This window comes from Trichocoleus sp. DQ-A2 (assembly GCF_039961915.1).
GTDB lineage: Bacteria > Cyanobacteriota > Cyanobacteriia > Cyanobacteriales > FACHB-T130 > FACHB-T130.
Map to the genome: position 1 here is coordinate 210,272 of NZ_JAMPKD010000011.1, position 26,281 is coordinate 236,552.

The 26,281-nt window shown below is 46.4% G+C and carries 24 protein-coding genes and 2 pseudogenes; 15 read left to right on the top strand and 11 right to left on the bottom strand.

The features are described from left to right. Positions 1-325: 325 nt before the first annotated feature. The 3 genes from hetR to NC997_RS13420 form a co-directional block, all read right to left on the bottom strand. Positions 326-1,225 (bottom strand): heterocyst differentiation master regulator HetR, encoded by a 900-nt coding sequence (gene hetR, locus NC997_RS13410; protein ID WP_190412890.1) that lies wholly within the window; start codon positions 1,223-1,225, stop codon positions 326-328. Positions 1,226-1,587: 362 nt separating this feature from the next. Further along, positions 1,588-1,794: a hypothetical protein gene (locus NC997_RS13415; RefSeq protein ID WP_190527936.1), complete on the bottom strand. Its 207-nt coding sequence runs from the start codon at positions 1,792-1,794 to the stop codon at positions 1,588-1,590. A gap of 136 nt (positions 1,795-1,930) precedes the next feature. Then, complete coding sequence (locus NC997_RS13420) at positions 1,931-3,856, bottom strand: FAD-dependent oxidoreductase (RefSeq protein WP_190527938.1); 1,926 nt, start codon at positions 3,854-3,856, stop codon at positions 1,931-1,933. Between the two features lie 109 nt (positions 3,857-3,965). Here NC997_RS13420 and NC997_RS13425 point away from each other — a divergent pair, with 109 nt between their 5' ends. Continuing rightward, the gene (locus NC997_RS13425; RefSeq protein WP_190527940.1) at positions 3,966-5,024 is read left to right on the top strand and encodes a zinc-dependent dehydrogenase; all 1,059 of its coding nucleotides are present in this window, start codon (positions 3,966-3,968) and stop codon (positions 5,022-5,024) included. A gap of 124 nt (positions 5,025-5,148) precedes the next feature. Continuing rightward, positions 5,149-5,517: a DUF2294 domain-containing protein gene (locus NC997_RS13430; RefSeq protein WP_190412703.1), complete on the top strand. Its 369-nt coding sequence runs from the start codon at positions 5,149-5,151 to the stop codon at positions 5,515-5,517. 191 nt (positions 5,518-5,708) lie between these two features. Here the strand turns inward: NC997_RS13430 and NC997_RS13435 are convergent, their stop codons facing one another. Then, positions 5,709-6,140: a response regulator gene (locus NC997_RS13435; RefSeq protein WP_190412702.1), complete on the bottom strand. Its 432-nt coding sequence runs from the start codon at positions 6,138-6,140 to the stop codon at positions 5,709-5,711. A gap of 27 nt (positions 6,141-6,167) precedes the next feature. Here NC997_RS13435 and NC997_RS13440 point away from each other — a divergent pair, with 27 nt between their 5' ends. Next, the gene (locus NC997_RS13440) at positions 6,168-6,371 is read left to right on the top strand and encodes a hypothetical protein (protein ID WP_348257788.1); all 204 of its coding nucleotides are present in this window, start codon (positions 6,168-6,170) and stop codon (positions 6,369-6,371) included. Between the two features lie 454 nt (positions 6,372-6,825). Beyond that, a complete protein-coding gene (locus NC997_RS13445; RefSeq protein ID WP_190429626.1) occupies positions 6,826-7,203 on the top strand; it encodes a DUF2294 domain-containing protein in 378 nt (125 codons plus the stop codon). On the opposite strand, the gene NC997_RS13450 is transcribed toward NC997_RS13445, so the two are convergent. Continuing rightward, entirely contained in the window at positions 7,181-7,669 is a 489-nt protein-coding gene (locus NC997_RS13450; protein WP_190412700.1) for a response regulator, read from the bottom strand. The genes NC997_RS13445 and NC997_RS13450 overlap by 23 nt on opposite strands. Positions 7,670-8,228: 559 nt before the next feature. Here NC997_RS13450 and NC997_RS13455 point away from each other — a divergent pair. From NC997_RS13455 to NC997_RS13470, 4 genes are all read left to right on the top strand, one after another. Further along, complete coding sequence (locus NC997_RS13455) at positions 8,229-9,596, top strand: NAD-dependent succinate-semialdehyde dehydrogenase (protein ID WP_190527942.1); 1,368 nt, start codon at positions 8,229-8,231, stop codon at positions 9,594-9,596. A 176-nt stretch (positions 9,597-9,772) separates the two neighbouring features. Further along, positions 9,773-11,416 (top strand): acetolactate synthase large subunit, encoded by a 1,644-nt coding sequence (locus NC997_RS13460; protein WP_190439625.1) that lies wholly within the window; start codon positions 9,773-9,775, stop codon positions 11,414-11,416. 87 nt (positions 11,417-11,503) lie between these two features. After that, positions 11,504-12,283, top strand: coding sequence for an exodeoxyribonuclease III (gene xth, locus NC997_RS13465; protein ID WP_190527944.1), 780 nt, complete (start codon positions 11,504-11,506; stop codon positions 12,281-12,283). Positions 12,284-12,332: 49 nt separating this feature from the next. Further along, on the top strand, positions 12,333-13,208 hold the full coding sequence (locus NC997_RS13470) for an SDR family oxidoreductase (protein ID WP_190527946.1): 876 nt from the start codon (positions 12,333-12,335) through the stop codon (positions 13,206-13,208). Between the two features lie 78 nt (positions 13,209-13,286). On the opposite strand, the gene NC997_RS13475 is transcribed toward NC997_RS13470, so the two are convergent. The 3 genes from NC997_RS13475 to NC997_RS13485 form a co-directional block, all read right to left on the bottom strand. After that, positions 13,287-14,068, bottom strand: a protein-coding gene (locus NC997_RS13475) for an IS5 family transposase (RefSeq protein WP_190527948.1) whose coding sequence is annotated in 2 segments (ribosomal slippage) — positions 13,287-13,735 and positions 13,735-14,068 — 783 coding nt in all. Because the reading frame shifts where the segments join, the coding sequence is not laid out codon by codon here. An 86-nt stretch (positions 14,069-14,154) separates the two neighbouring features. Then, positions 14,155-14,772, bottom strand: a complete 618-nt coding sequence (locus tag NC997_RS13480; RefSeq protein WP_190527950.1) for a hypothetical protein — start codon at positions 14,770-14,772, stop codon at positions 14,155-14,157. Positions 14,773-14,876: 104 nt separating this feature from the next. After that, on the bottom strand, positions 14,877-16,880 hold the full coding sequence (locus NC997_RS13485) for a pre-peptidase C-terminal domain-containing protein (RefSeq protein WP_190527952.1): 2,004 nt from the start codon (positions 16,878-16,880) through the stop codon (positions 14,877-14,879). 158 nt (positions 16,881-17,038) lie between these two features. On the opposite strand from NC997_RS13485, the gene NC997_RS13490 reads away from it, so the two are divergent. From NC997_RS13490 to NC997_RS13520, 7 genes and pseudogenes are all read left to right on the top strand, one after another. Next, a complete protein-coding gene (locus NC997_RS13490) occupies positions 17,039-17,305 on the top strand; it encodes a hypothetical protein (RefSeq protein WP_190527954.1) in 267 nt (88 codons plus the stop codon). A 139-nt stretch (positions 17,306-17,444) separates the two neighbouring features. Continuing rightward, positions 17,445-18,944, top strand: coding sequence for an HlyD family efflux transporter periplasmic adaptor subunit (locus NC997_RS13495; protein ID WP_190527957.1), 1,500 nt, complete (start codon positions 17,445-17,447; stop codon positions 18,942-18,944). Positions 18,945-19,045: 101 nt separating this feature from the next. Then, positions 19,046-19,270, top strand: a pseudogene (locus tag NC997_RS13500) (Uma2 family endonuclease); the annotation flags it as partial. Between the two features lie 158 nt (positions 19,271-19,428). Beyond that, positions 19,429-22,056 carry an ATP-dependent chaperone ClpB gene (gene clpB / locus NC997_RS13505; protein ID WP_190527959.1) on the top strand — a complete coding sequence of 876 codons (2,628 nt, stop codon included), beginning with the start codon at positions 19,429-19,431 and terminating at the stop codon, positions 22,054-22,056. Between the two features lie 321 nt (positions 22,057-22,377). Next, entirely contained in the window at positions 22,378-23,154 is a 777-nt protein-coding gene (locus NC997_RS13510; RefSeq protein ID WP_190527961.1) for a class I SAM-dependent methyltransferase, read from the top strand. Positions 23,155-23,169: 15 nt separating this feature from the next. Beyond that, the gene (locus NC997_RS13515) at positions 23,170-23,514 is read left to right on the top strand and encodes a cupin domain-containing protein (RefSeq protein WP_190412689.1); all 345 of its coding nucleotides are present in this window, start codon (positions 23,170-23,172) and stop codon (positions 23,512-23,514) included. A gap of 79 nt (positions 23,515-23,593) precedes the next feature. Then, on the top strand, positions 23,594-24,091 hold the full coding sequence (locus tag NC997_RS13520) for a hypothetical protein (protein WP_190527963.1): 498 nt from the start codon (positions 23,594-23,596) through the stop codon (positions 24,089-24,091). Positions 24,092-24,358: 267 nt separating this feature from the next. On the opposite strand, the gene NC997_RS13525 is transcribed toward NC997_RS13520, so the two are convergent. The 3 genes and pseudogenes from NC997_RS13525 to NC997_RS13535 all read right to left on the bottom strand — a co-directional run. Then, a complete protein-coding gene (locus NC997_RS13525; RefSeq protein WP_190527965.1) occupies positions 24,359-24,889 on the bottom strand; it encodes a hypothetical protein in 531 nt (176 codons plus the stop codon). Positions 24,890-25,029: 140 nt separating this feature from the next. Continuing rightward, positions 25,030-26,103 (bottom strand): hypothetical protein, encoded by a 1,074-nt coding sequence (locus NC997_RS13530; RefSeq protein ID WP_242031387.1) that lies wholly within the window; start codon positions 26,101-26,103, stop codon positions 25,030-25,032. A gap of 37 nt (positions 26,104-26,140) precedes the next feature. After that, a pseudogene (locus tag NC997_RS13535) lies at positions 26,141-26,281 on the bottom strand (IS630 family transposase); the annotation flags it as partial.

Sequence of the window (26,281 nt, forward strand, 5' to 3'; positions counted from 1 at the left end):
TTAATTAGTCGTATAAAAAATTTCAAAGTAAGTTTGTAAAAATTGTTACACTAAACTGTTTGGCTATGCAGTGTGCGAATGATCCCGATTGTGTTTTTGCATGAGGAGGAAAAACTTTATACCAATGTGGGTCAACTGAGCAGCGATACTCATTTCAAATTTGTTTGTAGAACCGCGCATTCAGCATCAAACTATTGGGGCAATGCCTACACAAAGCTAAGTTAATTTTTCCCCGACTTAAGGCAAAAATTTTACCGATGTAGCTTCTAACTGAAGCAGGGTGGGCAATGCCCACCCTGCTCAACGAAAATGTGAGTTAAGTGTTTTATTCTTCTTTTGGACCAAAAACCATTTGTAGAAGCACTGGCTGACCGTCGGCGCGGTGATATTTATCTGCCCAATCCCGGATGACCATATCCAGTTCTTGCATGGCTGCCTCAATGCGATCCGGTGGAATATCCAGTTCCTCTAGTATTCGCATCACATTTAGCTGTCGGTCTGCCCAATCTTTCATCAGTCGGAAGTACCGGGCAGTATCCTCAATCATGATATAAGTGCGTTCTTCGTCCTCAGCGGGTGAGTAGGAAGCACGGGTGAGGGCGTAGAAGGGCAATCCCCAAGGAGAATCAATTCGCGTTACCGTACCGGAATAGATTAAGCGCCGCTTGATGTGTTCGGCGAATGCTTCGCTTAAAGGAATGCGGCGTTCTTCTGGCAAGTCTTCCTGGGAACGACTGTGGAGAAATTCAATTAATTCTAGAAACTGAAAAGCGTTGATTAGCTGGGCATCCGGCAGATTATTTGGCAGTTTTTCCTCAAGGTATCGCTTTTCGTCAGCGGTCAGGTTGGTGCTATAGATGCGCGATCGCCCCGGTTGCCACGGAAACTGCTCCATCCAAACATAGGGAAACTGAATTAAATACCGAGGTTCTTGGGAACCCAGCATCTTCAGCAGTTTCCCTTCAGTCAGCGCTTGCCGAACTTCCTCTACAATGACTTTGACTCGCTTCGGCTCAATGTGGTGCAGGTGCCCCGTCATCCGGATATTTTGACCCTGCTCCAAATAAGTCATGTAAATCGCACACTTTGCTGCCGTGGCAGCAGCATCCAGGAAGGCTCCGTGTCGGTGCCCGCCGGTTCTCATCGCACTAAAGGCCAGATAAAACATGATCTGATCCATCGCACCGGGGCTAAGGCTTTTGATCAGATCCAGGTCGTTGCTCATATCAGGGGTGATCGCATCGCAAGGGGACAAAACACTGGTTCCTTGGTGAAAATGGTGAAAAGCTTATGTTTCCACATTCGCAGTGAGTTCAATTCACTCGCTGAAACTATTGAACTCTAGGCACCCCGATAGCATGAACGTAAATAATCTCTAATTATAGAAAAGGACGGCCTAATATATAGCTTTTGTCAGGGAATAAATTCTCCGTGACAGACAAAATCAGAAAAATAGTGCCCCAAGTACACCGGCACAAACCTGCTAGAGCTTAGTTTGCTGCCTTCAGATAGGCTTTCATCGACCTCAGTCGTAAGGTGAAAAGCGGATCGATGACTTGTTCGGATTTGGCTAGATAGAGGATAATTTTAGACGATAGAGATATATTCGGGCGAAAACGCATCTCGGCGTCCGGTTCCTTTATCCGGAGACGGTTCGTTCCCACGTTTCATCGATACAGCTAGCTCGGAAGACGTGGATGGCAGTTGCTGGGCAGAGGCGGACTCGATCCCTAAGAAATTACCTAAAGAGATTGATAGTAAGCTCAACAACATGATAGAGGTGTAAGGGCGCATAGCAGATGTCCGTGTCAGGGTTATAGTCCCTGATACGGAGTTCTTGATCGTCAACCAGGAAAAACTTCGGTTAGAGCTTAGTTGGTTCCGATCGAGTTCTGCTTTTTTTTGAGGTTAGAGGTACGATGCCTAAGGCTCAAAAATGGGTGCGATCGCTCCCAGGAGCGATAATTTTTTCCACAATCAACCATTTGCCCGATTGATTGAGATACCCCCGCACAGAGAGCATCTGCCGATCGAGACAGGTTTGGAGTTCCCGATCTACTTCTGGGCGCAAGGCGATCGCTATCCAGGTTTGCTCTTCCCCAGCAGTTGGCTCTTTTAAAGTAAAGGTGTAATCTTGCTCAGCATGGCGATTGAATACACCACAGAAGAGTGCTGAGTTTGAAGCGGATTCTTCAAGGCTTCCCCCAACCTCTTCCCCATCTCTGTATTTCGGAAAGGGTGAGGGATTGCCTATATATTTTGAATCCTGTGGCGTCTGGGGTTCGAGGTAATGGCAGTTGCCATCAGAGGGATAGGTGTCAGGACGATCTAAGTAATCCCGTTGCCTGTGCAGCCAGTCGGTGCGATCGCGCGGTAAATTGAACAGAGGGAAAATTGCTGCTGGCGATCGCTCATCTTGTAATAATGCTTCTTGCAGGACTCGGACAGGTAAATCTCTGGGTTGACAACTTCGCTGCACGCAAAGCGCCGCCGCCATCCCCGCCGCCTGACCAATATTCATAACGATGGGCTGTAACCGTGTGGCACCGTTAGCAATATGGGAGACAGAGATATTTTTTTCGCAGACCAGTAGTCCATCCACAGACTCTGGAATTAGACAAGTGTAGGGAAGGGTGAAAGGAGTGCCAGTCCAGCGTCCACCCCAGCGAATTGATTTTGGTTTAACAAGAAAATTGTAGTTAGGGTAATGGTGGTCATTGGGGTAGTTGCCGAGAGCGATCGCATTCACCTCCCCAGCCGTATCCACAGGTAGGGGTGCAACCTTGCCCCCCGCTACTGGCAAGATATCCTGCTCTCGCACGGTCGTGAGTCCTACAAGGCGTCTGCTTTCCCGATAGTAAGGGTGTAGCGCATAACCACCTCCACCGACAGAGTTTTGAGTTTTGATTGAGTTTTGATTGAGTTTGGGAGTCAAGGGTGAGGGAAAGATTTGAGTTGCTAAGCCGTAACGCCGCCCCAGCTTAGTTTGAATAAAGCGGACAAAGCTTTGAGTGTGCCACAGACTCTCTTGAAGAAATTGATGCCACGCCACCTCCGACTCTATCAGACGCCCCACTCCTTCCCCATAGTCATTGCCGCATAGGGGCCAATTGATCATGAAAAGATTCCCCGGTAAACGCCCATAATTGAGAAACTTCTCCCAACCGTAGAGATCCCAGCTACCTTGGAAGGATGAAGGAAGAAGGATAAAAGATGAAGGAGGAGGGGGAATTTCCGGCGCACTTGCTTCCTCACCGAAATCTTGCAGAATTGCTACCCACGTGGGAGCTTGGACTGGGTATCGCTGAGTCAATTCATTGGGAGAAAGGGGGGCGCTGGGTTCGCCAAACTCCGATTGCAATTCCCATCCCCAGCGGTACGGCACAGATGCTAGAGGCAACAAGTCTCCCAGTTCGGTGCCATCTAGGGTGATTTTGGCTCGAACGGTGAAATCGGCAAATCGAACGCCAAGGATGCGATCGCCTGTTCGCAAAACCTCTAAGGGCACTTGCCCCGCAACCCAGTCTAGATTTGGCAATTCTTGTACCCAATCAGCAAATATTTGGGCACCAATCCGGGGATCGTAACTAAACAGACTCACCCAACTATTGTTTAAGCCTCCCATTTGCCGAGAACGCAATTCCCCTAAAAACTCACCCCAAAGCCCCGTTTGAAAGGCAGCAAGTTCATTACCATCCGGGGCAGCAACCCCCGCTGAGGTGAGCATTCCCCCCAGCCAGGTAAATTCACTCACCAGCATTGTCTTGGCACCGCGACGGGCAGCTTGTATCGCAGCTGCGGTTCCTCCCGTTCCGCCTCCCACAACCAAGACATCTACTTCTATTAATTCATTCATCAGCAATTCCGTTTCAGAATAGACAATCGATCGCGAACAATAGACAATTAGCTATAAACAATCGGCTATCGAAAGTATAAAGTCCATCGTTTATCGTTTAAGGAAAAGCATGAAAGCACAAGTATTCAGAGGCGTCAATCAGCTCAGTTACGAAGAAGTGCCGACGCCGGAAATTGCACCCGATGAAGTGCTGGTACAAGTAAAGGTTGTGGGATTGTGTCAGTCTGACATCAAGAAAATTCGCTATCCTCTCTACCAGCCACCGCGCATTTTTGGTCATGAAACTGCTGGAGTAATTACTTCTGTAGGAAGCGAAGTGACTGGCTGGCAGATTGGGCAGCGAGTTGTGGTTATGCACCATATTCCTTGTATGCGCTGCGATTATTGCCTCAACGACAACTTCTCGATGTGCGATGTTTACAAAAACGTCACGACCACGGCTGGATTTACTCCTAGCGGCGGCGGCTTTGCAGATTATGTAAAAGTGCCCGGTCACATTGTCCGCAGTGGCGGATTAATTCCCATTCCTGACAATGTCAGCTTTGAGCAAGCGAGTTTTGTGGAGCCGACAAATTGCTGTCTAAAAGCAGTTAAAAAAGCCCAGATTGCTCCTGGTCAAACCGTTTTGATTACAGGTGCTGGCCCAATTGGGCTAATGTTTATCATGCTGGTGAAGTATTTCGGAGCCAGAGCGATCGCGACTGACTTAATTCCTTCTCGGATTGAGAAAGCTTTGAGTGTGGGGGCAGAAGCTGCATTCGATCCCCGCGACCCGGATTTATCCACTAAAATTAAAGCGCTGACTGGTGGATTGGGAGTGGATACGACTTTACTTGCAGTTCCCAGTGACAAAGCGTTTTTCCAAGCCCTCGATTGTACCCGTCGGGGCGGTAAAATTTTGTTTTTTGCTGAGTTTCCTGATGAAGTAGAAATCCCGATCAATCCAAATATTCTTTACCGTCGGGAAATTGATTTAATGGGTAGCTATAGTTCTTCTTACCGGATACAAAATTTGGCAGCAGATATCGTATTCAACCAGCGAATTGATGTGGAAGCATTAATTAGCGATCGCTATCCTTTGCAAAATTTAGCTGCTGCTGTGGAACAAGCGATCGCTCCCACCCCCGAAACTTACAAAATTCTCATCTATCCCCAAATAGCCGAGTAATTTTAGTAGCTGTCTCGTCTTCATTTAACTCTTTTGTAGGAGTCCTTGTTTAAAGATTTTGACAGGGCAACCAGATAGATTTATCATCTATCTAATGATAGAATTATTTTGAAATTTTTAAACTATGGACACCTCCTCTCCTACTCGCGGGCAGCTAGAAAGAACTCTATCGCAACGCATCCAAGCTTTGTACCGAGATCAACTAGGGCATCAACCTAGTCAAATTACCTGTCAAATTTTTGATGAAAAAATTGCCATTATTCTAGAAAATGCCATCACGGCACCAGAACAACTTTTAGCAAATAGTGGTCAAGAAGAGCTGGCTGAGCAAGTAAGGACAGATTTAGAAAAAGCACTTGAGCCAAAACTAAAAGCGCTAATTGAGGAAGTGGTTGGCGTATCCGTGATTGACCTGCTCAGCGATGCCAAAGTAGACACAGGTCGTACTGGTACGATTGCTGTATTAGCAAACGCCCCTAAAGTTCGTAATTAATCCCCCTTCTCTGCTAAGTATCTAGCTCAGCATAGATTTATATTGATGGTTTGCACTCAGCAGCCTTTTTCAGTTTTTAGGGTGTATCTGACCCTTATGCGATCGCGGTATCCCGTCTCTCTATAACAACTAACAAACAACCATTTATCAATTGATGACTCAATCTATAAATCTAGATTTATTTATTTAAATTAATTGAGATAGCGATCGATGAGAGCTTCTAACTCATCAATGACATAAGGCTTGCTAATGTAGTCATTGCAGCCTGCAAACAGAAGACCTTCCCTGTCTTCTGCTCTTGCCAAAGCCGTCACAGCAACAATGGGGATCTTCATCGTTTCGGGGTTCTGTTTCAGAGAACGCACAACTTCTACGCCGTGGATGTCAGGTAGAAGAATATCTAACAAAATCAGCTTTGGCTGATAATGTTGCGCCATAAATAAAGCTGCCCGACCCTCCTTTGTCGTAATAAATGAGCAGTCAAGAGCGAGCAGCACTTCGCTCATGAGTAGCAAGTTGTCTTCATTGTCTTCTACAACCAAAATGAGAGGCGATTCGATATTTGCCTGGGAGGCAGGTTTTGAGAAAGAGTGCAGATTTAAGCGTTGTTCGGGGGAACTCATCAAAATACGAAGCTATCCTCTCCAGAAGTGGACAACCGAGGGGTTGCCCAAGTTATACCCATTCACTTGATTGACGGTACACGAATGATTCCCTGTTTGCCCCTTGTTTTACAAGGGTTTAGGGATCGCCTGCGGAAAAGTGAAACGGTATTACGAGGCATTCCCCAGGCGGCATTTTTTGGCGCTTGGAATCGATTGGCTCGTAGCTTCCCCACTAGGTTGATCTTTTAAGTTCATCTTGGCAAGAGAACACAGCAAGCTAGTGGTGATGTTGCTTGTCCCCTGATTCTATAAAAAATTAGTTAAAAAACTGCACAACTTAAACATTAATATTCATTGTTACTTTTAGCACTAGATATATACACACTTCTGTGCTAAGAATCGTTGAAAAACTAAATTTTTGAATACATTTGGCGTTTCTTGGTTAGCTGCAAAGCATCACAAATATATTGAAAACCGTTTCGGATACTTGGGGGAATCGAACCCTATCCCTACTTTGTAAGATTGGCACTCTCTACCCTCATCAGGGATTTGGCGCTTAACAACTAACCTTGTCAAGAAACTAAATATTGAAATTTTACAATGTTGTGGATCTCTATCTTTAGGAGATGTCCGGAAAATTGCTCGCACTGTTACAGTCTAATAAAAAAGGTGAAAGAATTTACCTTTCCTGAGAGCGATCGCTATGCAGGACACAATCCAACCCACTCGTGGTGAATTAGAACGAACCCTGTCACAGGAAATTCGGGCTTTCTACCACGCCCAACTAAGTCACCAGCCCAGTCAGGTGACTTGCCAATTTATGGGTGACAAAATTGCGATTCTTATCGAAGATTCTATTACTCGACCCGAACAACTTCTGGCACAAAGCGGTCAGCAAAGGCTGGCACAGAGAGTTCGAGAGAATATAAACCACGTCCTACAACTGCAACTTAAACAGCTAATTGAGGAAGTGGTGAAAGTCCCAGTCATCGATCTGATGATCGACTCCGCCCTAAAAACAAGTCGTACCAGTACCGTTGCGATTTTAGCCGCAACCCCTACGACGCGCAATCCAGACTGAATTCCACCGAATCGACCTGAGACGGATTCCATCTCAGGTTGCGCCGGACAACAGCCTCTAGATCCTCCAGCAAGTAAGGCTTGCTAATATAGTCATTGCAGCCTGCCGTGAGAATGCGATCTCTGTCCTCCGCCCTTGCCAGCGCCGTGACGGCGATAACAGGAATTGTCCGGGTTTCAGGATCTTCCCTGAGTTGACGGACAATTTGAAGACCATCTAAGTCAGGCAACATAATATCCAGCAAAATCAGGTTTGGCTGTTCGGTTCGTGCCTTTTCAAAAGCACTATGACCGTCAATTGCTGTGATGATTGAGCAATTTAACGGCTCTAAAACGTAAGCAAGCAATAATAAGTTGTCTTCATCGTCATCGACTGCCAATACCACAGGCAACTTGGCAGTAAGACACTGATTGCTACTGCTCAAAAAATTTTGACGGGTACGGTGGGAAAGTTCCAAATCATCCATCCTCTATTTCCAGCTAATTTCTAGACTGGCAGTCACCCTCACCAGAAGAGTGGACGAGGCACTCCTTAAGCGGTGGCGAAGCGCTTGCAATGGAATGGCTCGCGTATAACCTACTAAGTTGGAGAGCCGATGCTCGATCTAGAGGAAAAGACGAGCCAAGTTAGTAGGAGCCTTATTATCATTGACATTGCTATTGTACATAAAATTTACAATAACCTAAAGATTTTGTTAAGAAAATACAATTCTTGTAAGTATGCTTAGCACTTACTAAACATAGGCTAGGGGGCAACCTAGAATAGAAATCTTCGGGAGTAACAAGATAGCAGACTGGTAGTCGTACCACATCATCCGGAGTTAGCCCGGGATTAACCGGAGCAATAAGACGCGAGGAATTGCGTCTGGAAACTAACTTTAAGCAGATGCGACCTATAGAGTAGATGCCGTTTAAGATGCGGCTAGGAGTTCGCATTTGAGAAAAGCGCGGGTTGATGAATGGGGTGAATCAGCCTTCACGATTTGAGGGCTACCCCGATCTAATTAGGCATTGGAGGTTGAAGCAATGGGTATAGCCACGATTAACCCAGCAACTGGGGAAACGCTTCAAACGTTTGAGGCACTAACAGATACGGAGATTGAAACGAAGCTAGCACTAGCGCAATCAAGCTTTAAACAGTATCGGCAGACACCCATGCAAAAAAGGGCAGATTGGCTGAATGCCGCTGCTGAGATTTTAGAGAGCGATCGCGAACGCTTTGGCAAAATAATGACCCTAGAAATGGGGAAAACTTTAAAATCAGCGATCGCAGAAGTGGAAAAATGCGCCCTCGTCTGTCGCTTCTACGCCGAACGCGCCCCCGAATTCCTCGCGGATGTGCCAGCCCAAACCGACGCCAGCCACAGCTTTGTGCGCTATCAGCCTTTAGGCGTCATCTTGGCAGTCATGCCTTGGAATTTCCCCTTCTGGCAAGTGTTTCGCTTTGCCGCACCAGCGCTGATGGCGGGAAACGTCGGGTTACTCAAGCACGCCTCTAACGTGCCTCAGTGTGCGTTGGCACTCGAAGAGATTTTCCACAAAGCAGGATTCCCAGAAGGTGTCTTTCAAACCTTGCTAGTGGGAGCAGATAAAGTCGCTGCAATTGTAACAGACGAGCGAGTGAAAGCCGCAACCTTGACCGGAAGCGAACCTGCCGGGATGAGCCTCGCCGCCACCGCCGGGAAACAAATTAAGAAAACCGTTCTGGAATTGGGGGGAAGCGACCCGTATATTGTCCTAGAAAGCGCCGATTTGGATGCAGCCATTGAGACAGCAGTGAGTGCCAGAATGCTGAATAACGGTCAATCTTGCATTGCTGCGAAACGGTTCATTGTCGTGGATGCGATCGCAGACCAATTTGAAAAAGGCCTGATTGAGAAGTTTGAGGCACTCAAAATCGGCGATCCGATGCATCCGGAAACCGATATAGGGCCACTGGCAACCCCATCGATTCTCAAAGATTTGGATTGGCAAGTTCAAGAAAGCGCCAAATTGGGAGCAAAAGTTCTCACAGGTGGACAGCCATTATCTGACCGTCCTGGTAACTTTTATCTGCCGACAATTTTGACAGATATCCCAGCCGGTAGCCCAGCAGAAGCGGAGGAATTTTTTGGCCCTGTGGCGCTGCTATTCCGGGTGCCAGATATCAACGCCGCGATCGCGCTTGCCAATGCCTCGCCCTTTGGACTGGGTGCCAGTGCTTGGACTCAAGTAGAGGCAGAACGCGATCGCTTGATTGACGAACTCGAAGCCGGTGCCGTGTTTATTAACGGCATGGTTAAATCCGATCCGCGTCTTCCCTTTGGCGGTATCAAGCGTTCCGGATACGGACGCGAGTTAAGCAAAGAGGGAATTCACGAGTTTGTCAACATCAAAACCGTGTGGGTGAAATAAGCGGTGGTGCATTCCAACGATGAATTAAATCCCATCCCACAAGTGGGATGGGATGTCAATACGGGCGGACAGCCGTGCGCCCGTATTGGGCTAAATAGGGGCAATCCGCGCATCTGGCCCCTACACAGAAACGAACCACTACAGATGCCAAGAGCATACAGAGGGGAGTAAGAAAAATGAATACTGCTGAACTATTAGTTAAATGTCTGGAAAATGAAGGAGTCGAATACATTTTCGGGCTTCCTGGCGAAGAAAATCTAGACATATTGGAAGCCCTAAAAACCTCTTCGATTAAATTTATTACTACCCGCCACGAACAAGGTGCTGCCTTCATGGCGGATCTCTACGGACGCCTGACCGGAAAAGCCGGAGTGTGCCTCTCCACCCTAGGGCCAGGTGCCACCAACCTGATGACTGGCGTTGCCGATGCGAACCTTGATGGTGCGCCACTGGTGGCAATTACCGGACAGGTCGGCACAGACCGGATGCACATCGAATCCCACCAATATCTGGATTTGGTGGCGATGTTTGAGCCAGTCACCAAATGGAATACTCAAATTGTTCGTCCCAGCAACACACCGGAAATTATCCGCAAAGCGTTTAAAATTGCTCAGAGCGAAAAACCAGGGGCAGTTCACATCGATTTGCCGGAAAACATTGCCGAAATGACAGCCACTGGCAAGCCCCTACACAAGAATTGTGGGGAAAAAACCTTTGCTGCCTTCCATAGCCTTGAACAGGCATCTGAAGCCATTTCCCAGGCAAAAAATCCTTTGATTATGGTGGGAAATGGGGCGATTCGTGCAGACGCTAGCCTTGCACTGACCGAATTTGCCACGAAGTTGAATATTCCCGTAGTGAATACCTTTATGGGCAAAGGAGTCATTCCCTACACCCATCCCCTCGCCTTGTGGTCGGTAGGATTGCAACAGCGAGACCATATCAGTTGTGCGTTTGACCAAACGGATTTAGTGATTGCAATCGGTTACGACTTGATTGAATATTCCCCGAAAAAGTGGAATCCCCTCGGAGAAATTCCGATTATCCACATTGGAGATACGCCAGCAGAAATTGATAGTAGCTATATTCCCCTAGTAGAAGTAGTGGGGGATATTTCCGACTCGCTACGGGAAATCTTAAACCGAGCTGACCGGCAAGGCAAACCCGATCCTTATGCCTTGCAATTACGGGCAGATATCCGGGCGGATTATGAAGAGTATGCCAATGATGATGGGTTTCCGATTAAGCCGCAGAAAATAATTTATGACTTGCGGCAAGTCATGGGGCCAGAAGATATTGTGATTTCAGATGTCGGGGCGCACAAAATGTGGATTGCCCGTCACTATCACTGCGATCGCCCGAATACCTGCATCATCTCTAATGGTTTTGCTGCAATGGGTATCGCCATTCCCGGTGCCTTAGCCGCCAAGTTGGTTTATCCCCAGAAGAAAGTCATTGCGGTAACGGGAGATGGCGGTTTTATGATGAATTGCCAGGAATTAGAAACTGCCCTTCGGGTCGGCACTGCCTTTGTCACCTTAATCTTTAATGATGGGGGCTATGGCTTGATTGAGTGGAAGCAACACAATCACTTTGGCGAATCTGCGTTTGTCCACTTTAGCAATCCCGATTTTGTCAAATTGGCAGAAAGTATGGGGCTTAAAGGCTACCGGGTTGAATCCGCAGCGGATCTGATTCCAACCCTGAAAACTGCCCTAGAACAGGACGTTCCCTCGGTAATTGATTGTCCAGTAGATTACCGCGAAAACTTCCGCCTCACGCAAAAGGCTGGGGATTTGAGTTGCAAGATTTGGGAATAATCATGAGTTATTGGTCATTCGTCATTAGTCGGTTGTCAATGACCGATGACTAATGAACAATGACCAATGACCAATCGTGAATAACCCATGAAAATCGCTACTTGGAACGTCAATTCAGTTCGCTCTCGCTTAGAGCAGGTGGTGCAGTGGTTGCAGGATAATCCAGTCGATGTCCTGTGCCTGCAAGAAACTAAAGTGGTAGATAAGGATTTTCCGCGATCGCCCTTTGAGGAATTAGGGCTTCACCTCTACATTTCCGGTCAAAAATCTTATAACGGGGTGGCCCTTCTCAGCCGTGCGCCTCTTGAGGATGTCAGCACCGGGTTTGCCCCAATTTTGGGTAGAGAGGATTTTGACGAACAGAAGCGGGTCATTACTGGCGTTATCGATGGCATTCGCATCGTGAATCTCTATGTGCCCAATGGCTCAGCCGTCGGTAGCGAGAAATACGAATACAAGCTGCTTTGGCTGAAAGCCCTCCGCGAGTACCTGCAAACACTGCTAGAAAAACAACCCAGTTCCCTCTGTATCTGCGGCGATTTCAATATTGCCCCCGAAGACCGAGATATTCACGATCCACTCACTTATAAGGGTCGGATTATGGCATCCGATCTAGAGCGTCAAGCCTTGAGCAGCATTTTAGAGTTGGGTTTGGCAGATGCCTTTAGAAAATTCACAATAGAAACAGGACACTTCAGCTGGTGGGATTATCGAACCGGGGCATTTCGACGCAACTGGGGTTGGCGAATTGACCATCACTACTTGACGCCAGACCTTTACGAACGTTCATCCAGCTGCACCATCGATCGCTCCCCCAGAAAATTGCCCAAACCCAGCGACCATACCCCCGTAATTGTAGAATTTTAAATTTTCCAGCATCAATCCCATACCCAAAATTGATTAGGAACTTAAAATCATGTTTTTAGTAACTGGAGCTACAGGCGGACTCGGACGCCGAATTGTGCGGCTGCTGCGGGAGAAGGAAATGCCGGTGCGAGCATTTGTCCGCTTGACATCCCGTTACAGCGAACTGGAACACCGAGGAGCGGAAATTTTTATTGGTGATTTGCAGCGCGATAAAGATATCGAAAAAGCTTGCCAAGGCGTTCAGTACATTATCGCTGCTCACGGCGGTGAGAGCGATGCTCAAGCGTTAGGCTACCGAGCGAATATTGAACTGATTGACCGGGCAAAAGAAGCTGGCGTCCAGCACTTTGTTTTCATTTCGGTACTGGGAGCAGATCGCGGGTACGAAGACGCACCATCCTTTAAGGCGAAGCGGGAAGTAGAAAAGTATCTCCAATCCAGTGGACTCAATTACACCATCCTGCGTCCTTCAGGTTTTGCCTCTAACCTTTTACCCCTGGCAGAACGGTTTCGGGATACTGGGATTTATCTGCTCATCGGCGATCCCAAAAGTCGGACTTCAATTGTGAGTACCGATGACTTAGCGAGGATTGCGATTAACTCAGTAAACGTTGAAGGTGCCCGGAATCAAATTTTCCCTGTGGGAGGCCCAGATATTCTCCAGCGCCAAGATATTCCTCGGATTTTCAGTCGCATCTTCAACCAAGAACCGATCGTGATTAACCCACCACTATTGGTGTTTGATGGGGTACGCGGAGCGCTGGGATTGTTAAATCCTCAAGCGTCTAAAGCTTTGGGGACTCTCCGGACGTTACTGGATAATGAATTTTTCTGCACACCCCAGGAAGTTGACAATTTGGAGTCAATTTTTGGAATGAAGATGGAATCCCTAGAGGCTTTCTTGCGGCGTTACCTGGGTACTTGATTTTGCACCGCTAGATGCAGAGATTACCGTGCTTCAGACTTGTCTGGTCATTCTAAGAGCTGATTTATAAAGTTGAGACTAAGAGGCGAGACGGCTGAGCATCAGTCGTACCATAGCGCCATAAATCATGGCTTCACTGACCTCTGGCAGTAGTTCATAATCCTTACTGAGACGGCGATAACGTCCTAACCAACCAAAAGTACGTTCTACTACCCAGCGTCTTGGCAAAACCTTAAACTCAGATTCCGTACGCTTGACCACCTCTACCTTGGCAAAGCAAAGGCTGGCTACAGCACAAGCGAAGCGTTGGCCACTGTAGCCCTGGTCAACCCAAATTAATTCCAAACTAGAAGCGTCACAGCTTTGTTCCATCAATGCTGCCGCCGCTCCCACTCGATCTTGACCGTTGGCTTGAGTCACCACCACACTCAACAGTAATCCTTGCGTATCTACGATGATATGGCGCTTGCGTCCCTTGACTAACTTACCTCCATCGAAGCCGTACACCTCCCCCTTTTTTCCGTCGTTTTTACCGACTGGCTATCAGCAATTGCTGCACTTGGTTGCGGGTCTCTATCTACTTGTTGACGAATTTTTTGCCGCAGGTAATGATTCATCTGTTGCCATACACCAGTTTTCTGCCAACGACGAAAGTAAAAGTAAACCGTTGAGTAGGGGGGTAAGTCATGAGGAAGCATCTCCCAAGAACATCCAGTGCGTAGAACGTAGAAAATCCCATTAACGACTTCACGTAGATTGACAGTCCGCGGATGTCCTCCAGTTTTGGCTGGTGGAATTAAGGCTTCAATAAGCTGCCACTGTGCATCTGTAATATCGCTTTTATAAGCTTTTCTAGTCATGACTGGAGTTTTAGGCAACATCCACTTATGGTATTAGCGGTCCTGCTATCCAGTCCCTGTCTTTAGATTTACTTTATAAATCAGCTCTAAGGAATCATAAAGGCAACTGCTTGAGACTCTGACTGAGCAACAGTTTGGGTTTGACCATTTAGCTGATAGTGAATGCGAGCGATCGCGTTCTCACCCCGCCGATAAATTTTCGATTTGCATTTGAGGCGATACTCTAATACTTTACTTTCTCCTGGCTTTAGCACTACTTTAGCGGGACGTTCCAATTCTTGAGGAGTTGCACTCATAAGAACTTCCTCGGAACTTCCTGGCACAATTTCTATCTGGCTAATTTCAATCAACTGATTTTTTTTAGATGTATTGGTAAAACTCAGAGAAATATCAGCGTAGCTAATTGCTGCCCCCGCTAAAATTTCGTAGGGAAGTAACTTGATTGTCATCATCATATTTGCCCTTTGAGAATTGATCCCAATTTGCTTTCCCCTATTTAAGTCTTGTTGAGGGAGAGAGTGTAGGTTAGTTTGAGCGCTCGTGAAACCCAACTCTAACAGCTTGTTGGGTTTCGTTCCCTCAAGCGCCACGTTGCTCAAGGGCAGAAACTCTACATTTCGTGCGGCTTCCCAACCTACTATGTCTGAAAGCAACTTAGTATGAGTTCCTAGCATTATGCAAGTCACGCAGGTTAGAAAATCCATAAAAGAATTCCTCTCAGGATTTTGGAATATAGCAAATTTGACTCAAAAGCTCATCAGAGGTTTCTAAATCCTATGGGGTTGTGCATTATTTTGAAAGATGAGAATTAAGCCACTTTACTAAATATATGCTCGGCTAAGCTTGAAGATGCTAAATGAGCGGCACAGCCACAGCGTAAAGGAAAAGATGAATTAATCAGCGAAGCATTAGCATTTAATGAATTTGAAAGAGTATTGAATCCAGGTAGAGTGTAAGATTCAGCTCCCCCATAGTTCACATTCCACCCAATATCTTTTAAAGAACCAATCGTTAATTGACTCAATAACTCTGAGCTTTTTTCAGCAATAGGTGACATTAATTCATTGTCAAAGACATTTTCATCCCAATGACCAAACACGCCTTTTTGAACGGGAACAGCAGTTTGTAAAAATGTACCTTTTAATTCTCCATAAGCCCACCCTGCATAGGTATTAGCACTATATGTCGCATCGGAGACATTAATGAAATCGCGTCCGTAATCTGACCAAAGTGTTCCAATTCCTAGAACGTGACCAAATTCATGGACCATCGTTTCTTGTAAGAAACTTGGATTGTTGTTGTATGTATTTGCCAAGCTTGTGTTAATCGTTGAAGCTCCTGATATCGTCATTTGATTACCAAAAGCATCGAAGGCTAAAGCTTTTGGCCCCGCGAAAGCAAGAAATTCATCTTCACCAAAAGTATCTCCCGTAACATCAATGGTTAGAATTTGGGAATCGCTAAAGGTGCTGTAAGGAATAATTTTTTCCCAAACTTTTGCAGCTTCTGTAATAGCATTGAGAGCTTCTGTACTCAAACTACCCAAGCCTTGACCAAAATTGACTTTGATTGAAAAACTGAGAGGATCGCTGGTAGCAGCAGTAAAGGTAGTCGCCACAGAATAGTTAGCAGTTTGGTTGTTATAGCTCATTACTTGCAAAAAGTAATTACCAGAACTCAGGAAACGACGGATTGATTCGTTGCTAGTCCCGCGCTCCCATTGCCAACCCAATACTTCACCTTGATCGATAATGCCGTTGTTATTGCTGTCTTGAATTAGTCGGACATCGGCATCACCACTCAATGCAGATAAATTAGCGGTAAAGATGCCAGATTGAGCAACATTAAAGCTGTAAAAGTCATCGCGATCGCTCGCATTGACTTGTTGGTTGTTTGAGAAAACCGCTGAAGTTTGATCTTTTGCGGTTCCTAGAGTATTACCGGGATCTAAAGGGTCTGGAATACTTGCGATTTTAGTAGTTAGAGTGTAGCCGCCAGTCGCACCCTTTTGAAAAGTTGTAGCTTGCAGAATATAATCAATGCCCTCAGCAACCGTGAAAGTTAGCTGTGAGTTTGTACCGCTGAAATCATTATTTTCTGCAACAACTGCTCCGGTTCCAGCATTCACCACTTGCAGGTAGGCATTAAAACTAGGCGAATCAAGGTTCACCTGCACCTGCTGACCGGCAACTAAATCGCCTAACACATAGCCATCGTAAAAACTGCCTTCACGAATGGGGTTGCTTGGGTCGCTATTCGCGATCGCGCCGCTAAAGCTTTGGTTTCCACTGATGGGAGACGCTGGTTTGAGGACTCCCAAATTGCTACGAAGAGTATAGTTACCAGTAGCATCTGGTTCATAAGTCGTGGATCGAACAATGTAATCAATACCCTGAGCGGCTGTAAAAGTTACTTGAGAGTTCAGACCCTCAAAATCATCGTTGAAGGTAACAACCGCTCCAGTAGAGGCATTTACCACTTGCAGGTAAGCGTCAAATTCTGTGGAGTTTAGTTTCACCTCCACCTGCTCTCCGGCGCTAATGCCAGTCAACAGATAGTCATCCCGAAGGCTACCGCCACGGATGGGGTTTTTCAGGTCGGTGGTGTCAATTGTACCGCCGACCTCACTGACGGTAGAAGCCGCAGCGATCGCGCTACTTTTAAATAGACTTCTTTGCTGTAGCAGATCGCCCAGCCCTCTAAATCCTGACCAGATTCCGGCTATTTTTGAATCAAACTCTAGCGGTGCAAAATTAGCGAAATCTGCACTTAAAAACTGGCGCTCATTTGAAAATTTAAATCCATTTAACATTTGCTTGATTTCTCCACGATGGAGCATCGTAAGACTGATATATTACCAATTTTAAGTCTTCACAAAATTGGGCAACAACGGGGTAATTCCTCAAAGCTAGAGACAGAACATTTTTAAGAATGCTAAGATCGCAAGCGCAATAAATAAAGCTATATTAATTGACTCAACAGTGGTTTTTAAATTATCTGAACGCAACAAATAGCACTTTCTCTCAAGCCATGAATGCAAAAATTGAAGTTGCGCCAATTGCCGATGGTGAGGTAATCGAAATTATTGAATATCTGAGGATTTGCCGCGATATGTCGATGCCAAGCGTCTCTAAGGTCTTGCTCACCACATTCACGGTTTTAAATGCACCCAACAATTCAAAAAAGTATCTTATATATAACTCGATCAAAATCTCTCTAAGGGGAGAAGGACAATAGTTTTTCGCGTAAATTTACTTACAATTACAATAACTTACGCCAAAATTCTTAATTTTCGACAATCCATTGCCGGATTCAGTCGATTGAATCACAGCTAGAGTGTCTCTCTGCCCGCTCAAAGCCTTTGAGTCAAAATTTTATGCTCAAGCCCTTAGCGTCAACACCTGCTCAAGCTCGTCAAACAAGACAGCAACTAGCGAATCCAGAGGATTCTCTTTCCTATGAATTAGGGAAAGCAGTGCAAGAGCTGCCGCCACTGTATACGCGATTATTGGCAGCAAGCATTAGCGTATTGGTATTCGGGGCGATCGCTTGGGCACACTACAGCCAAGTGGATGAAGTCGCGATCGCTCCCGGCGAACTGATTGCCTCAACGCAAGTGCGACCCCTGCGATCGCTAGGAGGAGGCACAATCAAAGCCGTAAAAATCAAAGAAGGCGATCGCGTTCAAAAAGGCGACGTTCTGATCGAACGCGACCCCGATCTGCCGCAAGCAGAAGTTGACCGCCTCGCTAAATCTACCCAGCTGATTCGGGAAGATTTAGGGCGTCTGGAAGCAGAACGAACTGGAGCTGCAACTGCCGGAACCGCTTTGCAAGACCAGCTTTTAACCGCTCGGCTACAAGATTTTGAAGCAAAAAGAGCCGCTGCGATCGCTGAAGCGAATCGCCAAATTGCGGTCATCAATGAAGCCAAAGTTCGCCTCACCCGCCTGCAAGAAAATCTCGCCAACGCCAAAACCAACCGAGTCAACGCCGAAACTAACCTCGCCAACAGCAAAAACCTTCTCAATAAAGCCAACAACAGCCTCGCTTTAGCCGAAAAAAGAGAAAAGGCGCTCACCACCCTCCTCATTCCCGGTGCTGTCCCGCGACTCGATTACGTTGACGCACAAGAGAGAGTCGTTAGAGCGGAAGCTGAAGTCACCACAGCCCAAGATAGTATTACGAATGTTCAAAACAAAGTGACGGAAGCTCAGGACAAAATAACCTCCCTGGAAAAAGATATCGCTGCTCAAGCACAAACAATTCGCCAAGCTGAACAAGCGTATCAATCGGTTCGCAATCAGGCAGATCGATTACAGTCTGAGCGCCAGAGTGAAATTCTAACTAAGTTTAACCAGCGCCAAGAAGAACTAACAACCGTTGCCGGTCAGTTGGAGGAGGCGAAAAAGCAGCGACAAGTAGAAACAATTTCCTCGCCGGTTACGGGGACAGTCTACAGCATCAAAGCAACCAACGGGCCTGTACAAGCGGGAGAGGAGTTGTTATCAATTCTTCCCGAATCCGAAGAATTGTTGGTAGAAGTGAAAGTCCTCAACCGCGATATTGGCTTTATCCGTAAGGGAATGAAGGCAAAAGTCAAAATGGCTACTTTCCCGTTTCAGGAATTTGGCACAGTTGAGGGGGAAGTGGTGCAAGTGAGTCCGAATGCGATCGCTGATCAAGAATTAGGCTTAGTTTTTCCGACTCGAATTCAACTTAAACAGCATTCAATTCAGGTGCAAAGTCAAAAAGTCGCCTTTATTCCAGGTATGGCTGCAACTGGAGAAATTATTACTCGGAAAAAATCAGTTCTCACTTTCTTAATTGAGCCGGTAACTCGCCGCTTTAGCGAGGCATTTTCGGTCAGGTCTTAGCTCGGCTTGATCCATTTGCACCAACAACAGGCAGTGATGAATAAAAATTGGGTATCTAAGAGTTAATAAAAGAAATTAATCGTTATGGGCATAAAAATCCAATTGAGAGCGCTAACGAGCGGGGACACTATCCAATTTCACTTCTAGGAGTAGAGTTAGGAATTTGGCAGGGTGAATATCAAAATGCTACGCTGCCCTGGTTGCGCTGGTGGGATCGAGCAGGAAATCTCTTGTTGACGGGTTACGAACGCGCTGAGCAAGAAAGTCAACGCGCCGAGCGGTTAGCAGCACAGTTACGGGCGCTTGGAGTTGAACCGGAAGCTTAAAAACGGACGGAGATACCTATCTAAAAGCCGTGAACACCGATCCTAAGAGGGTAGCCAGTCTACTTACAATGACTGATAGGGACAGCCATAAGTGGGATGAACTGCAAATTTCTGTATGTTATGGGTGTCTCTAGGGTTTATTAATTGAGTAACTCCTTATGCAACCAACCAACCCCAACCAATTTACAGAAAAAGCCTGGGAAGCCATCACTCGCACCCCAGATATTGTTAAATCTGCCCAGCATCAACAAATCGAAAGCGAACACTTGATGAAATCACTGCTGGAGCAAGAAGGACTCGTCAGCAGTATTCTGAACAAAGCGGGCGTAAATGTGTCGCGAGTCAGAGAACGCACCGAAGATTTCATCAAGCGTCAGCCAAAAACTTCCGGCAGTAGCACCTCAGTTTATGTCGGACGTAGCTTAGATTCTCTGCTGGATCGGGCTGAAGCATTTCGCAAAGAGTATGGAGACGATTTTATCTCCATCGAACACATGATGCTGGCTTATCCCAAAGACGATCGCTTTGGTAAGGCTTTGTTTCAAGAATTTAAGCTGGACGAAAACAAGCTAAGAACTATCATCGCCCAAGTTCGCGGGAGCCAAAAAGTGACTGACCAAAATCCAGAAGGCAAGTACGAATCCTTAGAAAAATACGGGCGCGACTTGACAGAATTCGCTCGCCAAGGGAAGTTAGATCCGGTAATTGGGCGCGATGATGAGATTCGCCGCACGATTCAGATTCTGTCTCGTCGCACCAAGAATAACCCGGTGCTGATTGGCGAACCGGGTGTAGGGAAAACTGCGATCGCTGAAGGTTTAGCACAGCGAATTGTCAGCGGGGACGTCCCTGAGTCGTTGCGCGATCGCAAACTGATTGCGCTGGATATGGGTGCGTTGATTGCGGGTGCCAAATATCGGGGTGAATTTGAAGAACGCTTGAAAGCGGTTCTCAAGGAAGTCACCGATTCTCAGGGCAGCATTATCATGTTCATCGATGAGATCCACACCGTTGTCGGTGCGGGTGCGACTCAAGGCGCTATGGATGCGGGGAACTTGCTCAAACCGATGCTGGCGCGGGGTGAATTGCGCTGTATCGGTGCCACAACCCTGGATGAATATCGCAAATACATCGAAAAAGATGCGGCGCTAGAACGTCGTTTCCAACAAGTTTATATCGATCAGCCGAGTGTAGAAGATACAGTTTCGATTCTACGGGGGTTAAAAGATCGCTACGAAACGCACCACAACGTGAAAATTTCTGACAGTGCGTTAGTGGCAGCAGCAACGCTCTCTACGAGATATATTAGCGATCGCTTTCTCCCAGATAAAGCGATTGACTTAGTAGATGAAGCGGCGGCGCGATTGAAGATGGAAAGTACCTCTAAACCAGAGGAACTCGACGAAATCGACCGCAAGATCCTCCAGTTAGAAATGGAACGGCTATCTCTGCAAAAAGAAAGCGATCCTGCTTCTAGAGAACGGTTACAAAGACTGGAAAAAGAACTTGCCGATCTCAAAGAGGATCAACGAACACTGAATGCACAGTGGCAAGCTGAAAAAGACGTTCTCGAACGCCGCAAAACCCTGAAAGAAGAAATCGACCGGGTGAATGTGGAAATTCAACAAGCAGAACGAGAATACGATCTTAACCGAGCCGCTGAGCTGAAATTCGGCAAGTTGACCGAGTTGCAACATCAGCTAGAAGAGACAGAAGCCCAACTCGTTCAAACTCAGCATAGTGGTAAGTCACTTTTACGAGAAGAAGTCACCGAGTCCGACATTGCTGAAATCATTTCCAAGTGGACTGGTATCCCCATCAGCAAACTCGTGGAATCGGAGAAAGAAAAACTTCTGCAATTGGAAGATGAACTGCACAAGCGCGTGATTGGGCAAGCCGAAGCGGTGACAGCAGTTGCCGATGCCATCCAGCGGGCGCGTGCTGGTTTAGCCGATCCGAATCGCCCAACGGCTAGTTTCATTTTCCTCGGTCCCACGGGCGTCGGAAAGACAGAACTCGCAAAAGCCTTGGCAGCTTACCTGTTCGATACAGAAGAAGCCTTGGTACGGATCGATATGTCTGAGTATATGGAGAAGCACAGCGTCTCTCGCTTAATTGGTGCGCCTCCCGGCTATGTCGGTTATGACGAAGGCGGACAGCTGACAGAATCCATCCGGCGTCGTCCTTACGCAGTGTTGCTGTTCGATGAAATCGAAAAGGCGCACCCGGATGTGTTCAACATCATGCTGCAAATTCTTGATGATGGTCGCGTCACCGATTCTCACGGTCACACCGTAGACTTCAAGAACACGATTATTATCATGACCAGCAATATCGGATCGCAGTTTATCCTAGATGTTGCTAGCGATGAATCCCGTTACGAAGAAATGCGGAGTCGGGTGATGGATGCGATGCGGACGAGTTTCCGTCCGGAGTTCCTGAACCGGATCGACGAGATTATCATCTTCCACGGCTTGAACAAGCAGGAATTGCGGCAGATTGTGCAGTTGCAAGTCAAGCGGCTCGAATCACGGTTGAGCGATCGCAAGATGTCTCTGAAACTTTCCGATGCTTCCCTTTACTTCTTAGCGGAAGTCGGATATGACCCCGTTTATGGAGCGCGTCCGCTCAAGCGTGCGATTCAGCGGGAACTGGAAACGCAAATCGCTAAAGGGATTTTGCGAGGTGAATTCAACGACGGCGACACCATCTTTGTCGATGTGGAAAATGAGCGCCTTTCCTTCAAGCGTCTCCCTGCTGATTTACTAGCCACTCAGTCCAGCTAATTGACGCTTAGTTAACCCTTTCCCAACAAGGGAAGGGGCACTCGGTAGGGGAATGGCAGTGCCATTCCCCTACAAAACGTGAATTTTGCCTTTTATTGAATCCACAATCCTAAGGAACCTCACCCCCAACCCCTCTCCGTTTACGGAGAGGGGCGAATATTGAACCCCTGCCCGTTCGCCGAAAGGGCAGGGGTGGGGTGAAACTTTACTACATCTCATAGAGAACTGCTGTAGATAATTCCCCCAATATGAGCTAGCTCAAAGACTTACTTGAACCTTCCTGTCAAAGTGAAGATATCACCACACAGGAGGGTCAAGGAAATGACCAACGCTACCCTCGACTTCCAAACCGCCACCGGACATCAAGTTCTAGCCGCAGCCGGCAAGAAAATGTTGCGACCCGGCGGACGAATTGCGACAGAGCAATTGTTTGAGTGGGCAGACTTCCAAGCAGGTGAGACAGTTCTGGAATTAGCTTCTAGTTTTGGCTACAGCGCGATCGCTCTAGCTCAACGCTACGGCGTGCGGGTGGTCGGCGTAGAGAAAAACCCCGAAAGTGTAGCCCGTGCCCGTTCCAACATCGAGGCGGCGGGGTTAACAGGTCAGGTGGAAATCATTGAGGGCGATGTCTTCCACCTGGATGCTATCTCCGAACAGTTTGATTATGTTTTGGCAGAAGCGATTCTAACCATGCAATCTGTACCAGGGAAAGCCAAGATTTTGGCTGGGGTGCGCGATCGCTTGAAGCCAGGAGGCAAATTTCTTTGCCACGAATTACTCGCCCGTAACCAGGAAGCAGAGATTCATCAAGCTTTAGCACAGGTAATTCGGGTCAATTCTACCCCGTTATCCCAGGCAAATTGGCTGGCTGCTTGTGAAGCTGCCGGACTGCAAGTACAACAGCATCAAACCGGGTCAATGGGTTTGTTGAATCTGCATCGGGTACTTCAAGACGAAGGCGTTATGGATACCCTCCGGATTCTGTGGAATGTTCTGACGCGCCCAGCGCTGCGGAAACGAGTTTTGGCAATGCGCCGTGTCTTCCAGCAATATCAACAGGATTTGGGTTACATCGTCCTACGTGCAAAACGCGCCTAAAAAAGTGAATCAATCATGACTAATACACTGATACCTCATCCATCTTTAGCGATTCAATTGTCAGAAAAGATTGAGTATCCCCAGCAGGGAGTCCTCAGCAAAGTTTTGCTTAAAGATTCCTGCTGTCAATACACGCTGTTGTGTCTAGCCGCAGGTACAAATATTTCTGAACACTCCTCGCCTCGAAATGCAACCGTCCACGTCATTGAAGGGCGAGGGCTATTAACTTTGCAAAGGCAAGAAATAGCACTTGAACCGGGCGGTTTTATCTTCATGCCTGCCAATGCTCCCCACGCTTTGAAAGCCGAAGAAAATCTAGCTTTTCTGCTGACGCTTTCGGAAAATCCCCAACAAAAATAAGTGGCGACTAACTGAGGTAGCTCATAGTCCCACCATCTTCAAACTGCAATACTAATACTCAGTCACCAAGAAATTAACCATGCTGAATACCTTTACTCAACACCTCAATCTCTCGACTTCTGAAGTAGAAACCCTACTCTCACTCAGCTTGCAGGATTTGCTCAACTCGCCTGCAATTCAGCAGAAACTAGACAGTTTAAATATCCCGTTGCTGCAACAAACTTTGCCTCTAGCAAAGACCGTTTTGGAAGACAAGCTACCGCCTTTTTATGATTGGCTCAAAAACGAGTTAAAGGTGCAGCGCGTCCCAGATGGTCCCGATCATACGACTCAATGGGTGGTTAATTTCCTAAAGCGTCAGGAAAGCCTGATGCGCTTAGTTGAGCTGCATCGTCCCGTTCCCCGTCCCGCTCTAGAACGCTCAACTCCTCGCCTGGTAGGATTATTTGAGGCTGTAGAGGATGCCCAAGTGCGTCAGGAATGGCAAACAGCGATCGCTGCTTTGTGTCTCGTACTTGCAGTTGATGCCCGCGAACGCGATCGAGTTGGCGTTGGCGATCGCTCATTAGTTTCCTAATTTTGTTAAGGGTGGCTGCACTGTAGTCGCCCTCTTTCAGACTTCGCTCTTATCTCCAGTGTGGAAAGGAGAACAAACCATGAAACCAGTAAGCGATCGCATCTCAACCACGCCACCGGAAGCTAAACAGCATCCCTCTCTCAACTTGCAAACTTGGTACAGGCCGAGGTTTTACTGATGCGTCGATGACACAGCACAATCATGATTCTTTTATCTAGTTTCTAATTCTTGGCTCAGTTTCTCTGGTTTGTTATGGCAATTTTCACCTCAGTTAACACCCATAAAGTCAACTCGTCTTTGAAAATTTGTCTCAACAGCAATGCAAGTATTTAATACATCTAATATGTTTTTGCGGAGCGCTCTCTCTAAAGAGTATTTGCGTTCTTTGTGTTGAAATCTTGATAATTGATAAACAAACAGAGTAGCTGCTTGATAAATTACTTTTAATTCATAGAGTGAATCAACTTGAGAGATATTAATTGCTAAAACCCGAAGTTGATAACATATTTCTTTCGCTTCTTCTTTTGTTGCGCTGTGGTCTTGATAGTAATAGTTAAAGGTTTCTGCTAAATACTGTGCGTGTTTAGCTGTATTTTGAATTTGATGCTGTGCATTTTCAACAGGAGCAAGAAACTTATCAAGTAAAAGCTGCTGTACATAGGCATCGCGAAGGCTAGAATCAGCAATAATTTGAAGTTCTTTCATTCGCTGTTCATGCTTTCTTTGCTTCTCAGCATAAACTTCTTTGATAAGAGTCTCAAACAAGCCTGTCAAAGGATAAAATGCACCAGCAGCCATATTTCCTATCATATTTAAAGACTTCTAGAATTATTGGTTAACTAATTAGCGCGCTCGCTCCCACCGTTCATTCAAAATTGGAGATTTTTTGATAGGAGCTGAGTGCGTATAAACTGAGTTTAACAAAGAGCGATCGCTTCTCACATCGCGTCAAAATTTAAGACTGATTGCTCAATGTTTTGTATAAATTTTTCCAGTTCTTCAGTAATGCCAAAGAGCTTATCCGCACGGATGAAAATTTCCCAGGCGCGAACGCACATGAAGCCGATACCAATCACTGCAAGAGGAATAGCAGCGTAACCAAGTAGAGCCGCAATTGGTGGAAAAATCATACAGATGACCATCAAAATAGCTGTAACTACACCACCAGCTAATCCAGCTTTTGCTGTTGCAACTGCAACGTTACGAATTAGCTCATCTTGCGTAATTTTTCCTTCAGCAAAGGACAGTGAATTTTCTAAAGTTGAGAAGACAAGCTCAATCACCGCTGCTACCAAAGCACCTTGAACAACGGCTCCAATTATTTGCTCTAAACTTGCTTTAAAAGCTGCATCGCCAAGGACTTTACGTGCTGCTGCAAGTTCTTCAGGAGTCATATCAACTCCACCACGAGATCGGTTGATTCGGAAGTTCTCGAAGATGCCGTTTGAAGCTTCTTTTCCTCCACCGTTAACGTGTGCTTTTATATGGCTCCAATCCTTATCACTGCAAAACTCGCGAATCGCCTCATATCCTTGAGCGCGAATTTGTGCTGGAATCGTCTCATACACCTTGGCAGCTTCTTGAACATTACGAATGCCTTCGCGTACCCCAGATCGGTGAAATTTCAGTTGTAAGTTGTGAGGTAAGTTCTCAAATTTAATATTATGAGCAACTTTGAATGCCTCTTGTGCAGCAATTGTTGCAGCGCCAGTAACGGCGCTAGAAGTTTGTTGAGCCTCAATAATTAAATTACTCGCAGCTTCTTGGGTTGTTGAGATCGCCTCTGATACTGCATTTTGAGTATTTGAAACAATCTCTGATGCTGTTTTTTGAAACGTAGAAGCGATGGAAGTGACTGAGTTGGAAACCTCTTGAATTGCACTATCTGTAGCCTCTTGGGTTGTTGAGATTGCCTCTGATACTGCACCTTGAGTATTTGAAACAATCTCTGAGGCTGTTTCTTGGAACCTAGAACTTACAGCTTCTATTTCCTGGATATTAATTTTAAACATTTATTCGCTAAGTAAAAAACTCAAGACAATTAAGTGCTTAAGCAAAATTAATTACATATTCGGTTCCGACTTTTTTTAGCACATTTTTGACATACTTTACTAAACTTTTCCAGTCCCGATAAGCCTCTATCTCTATCCATTCATATTTCATAAACTTCCATAAGATTTCAATTAAGTT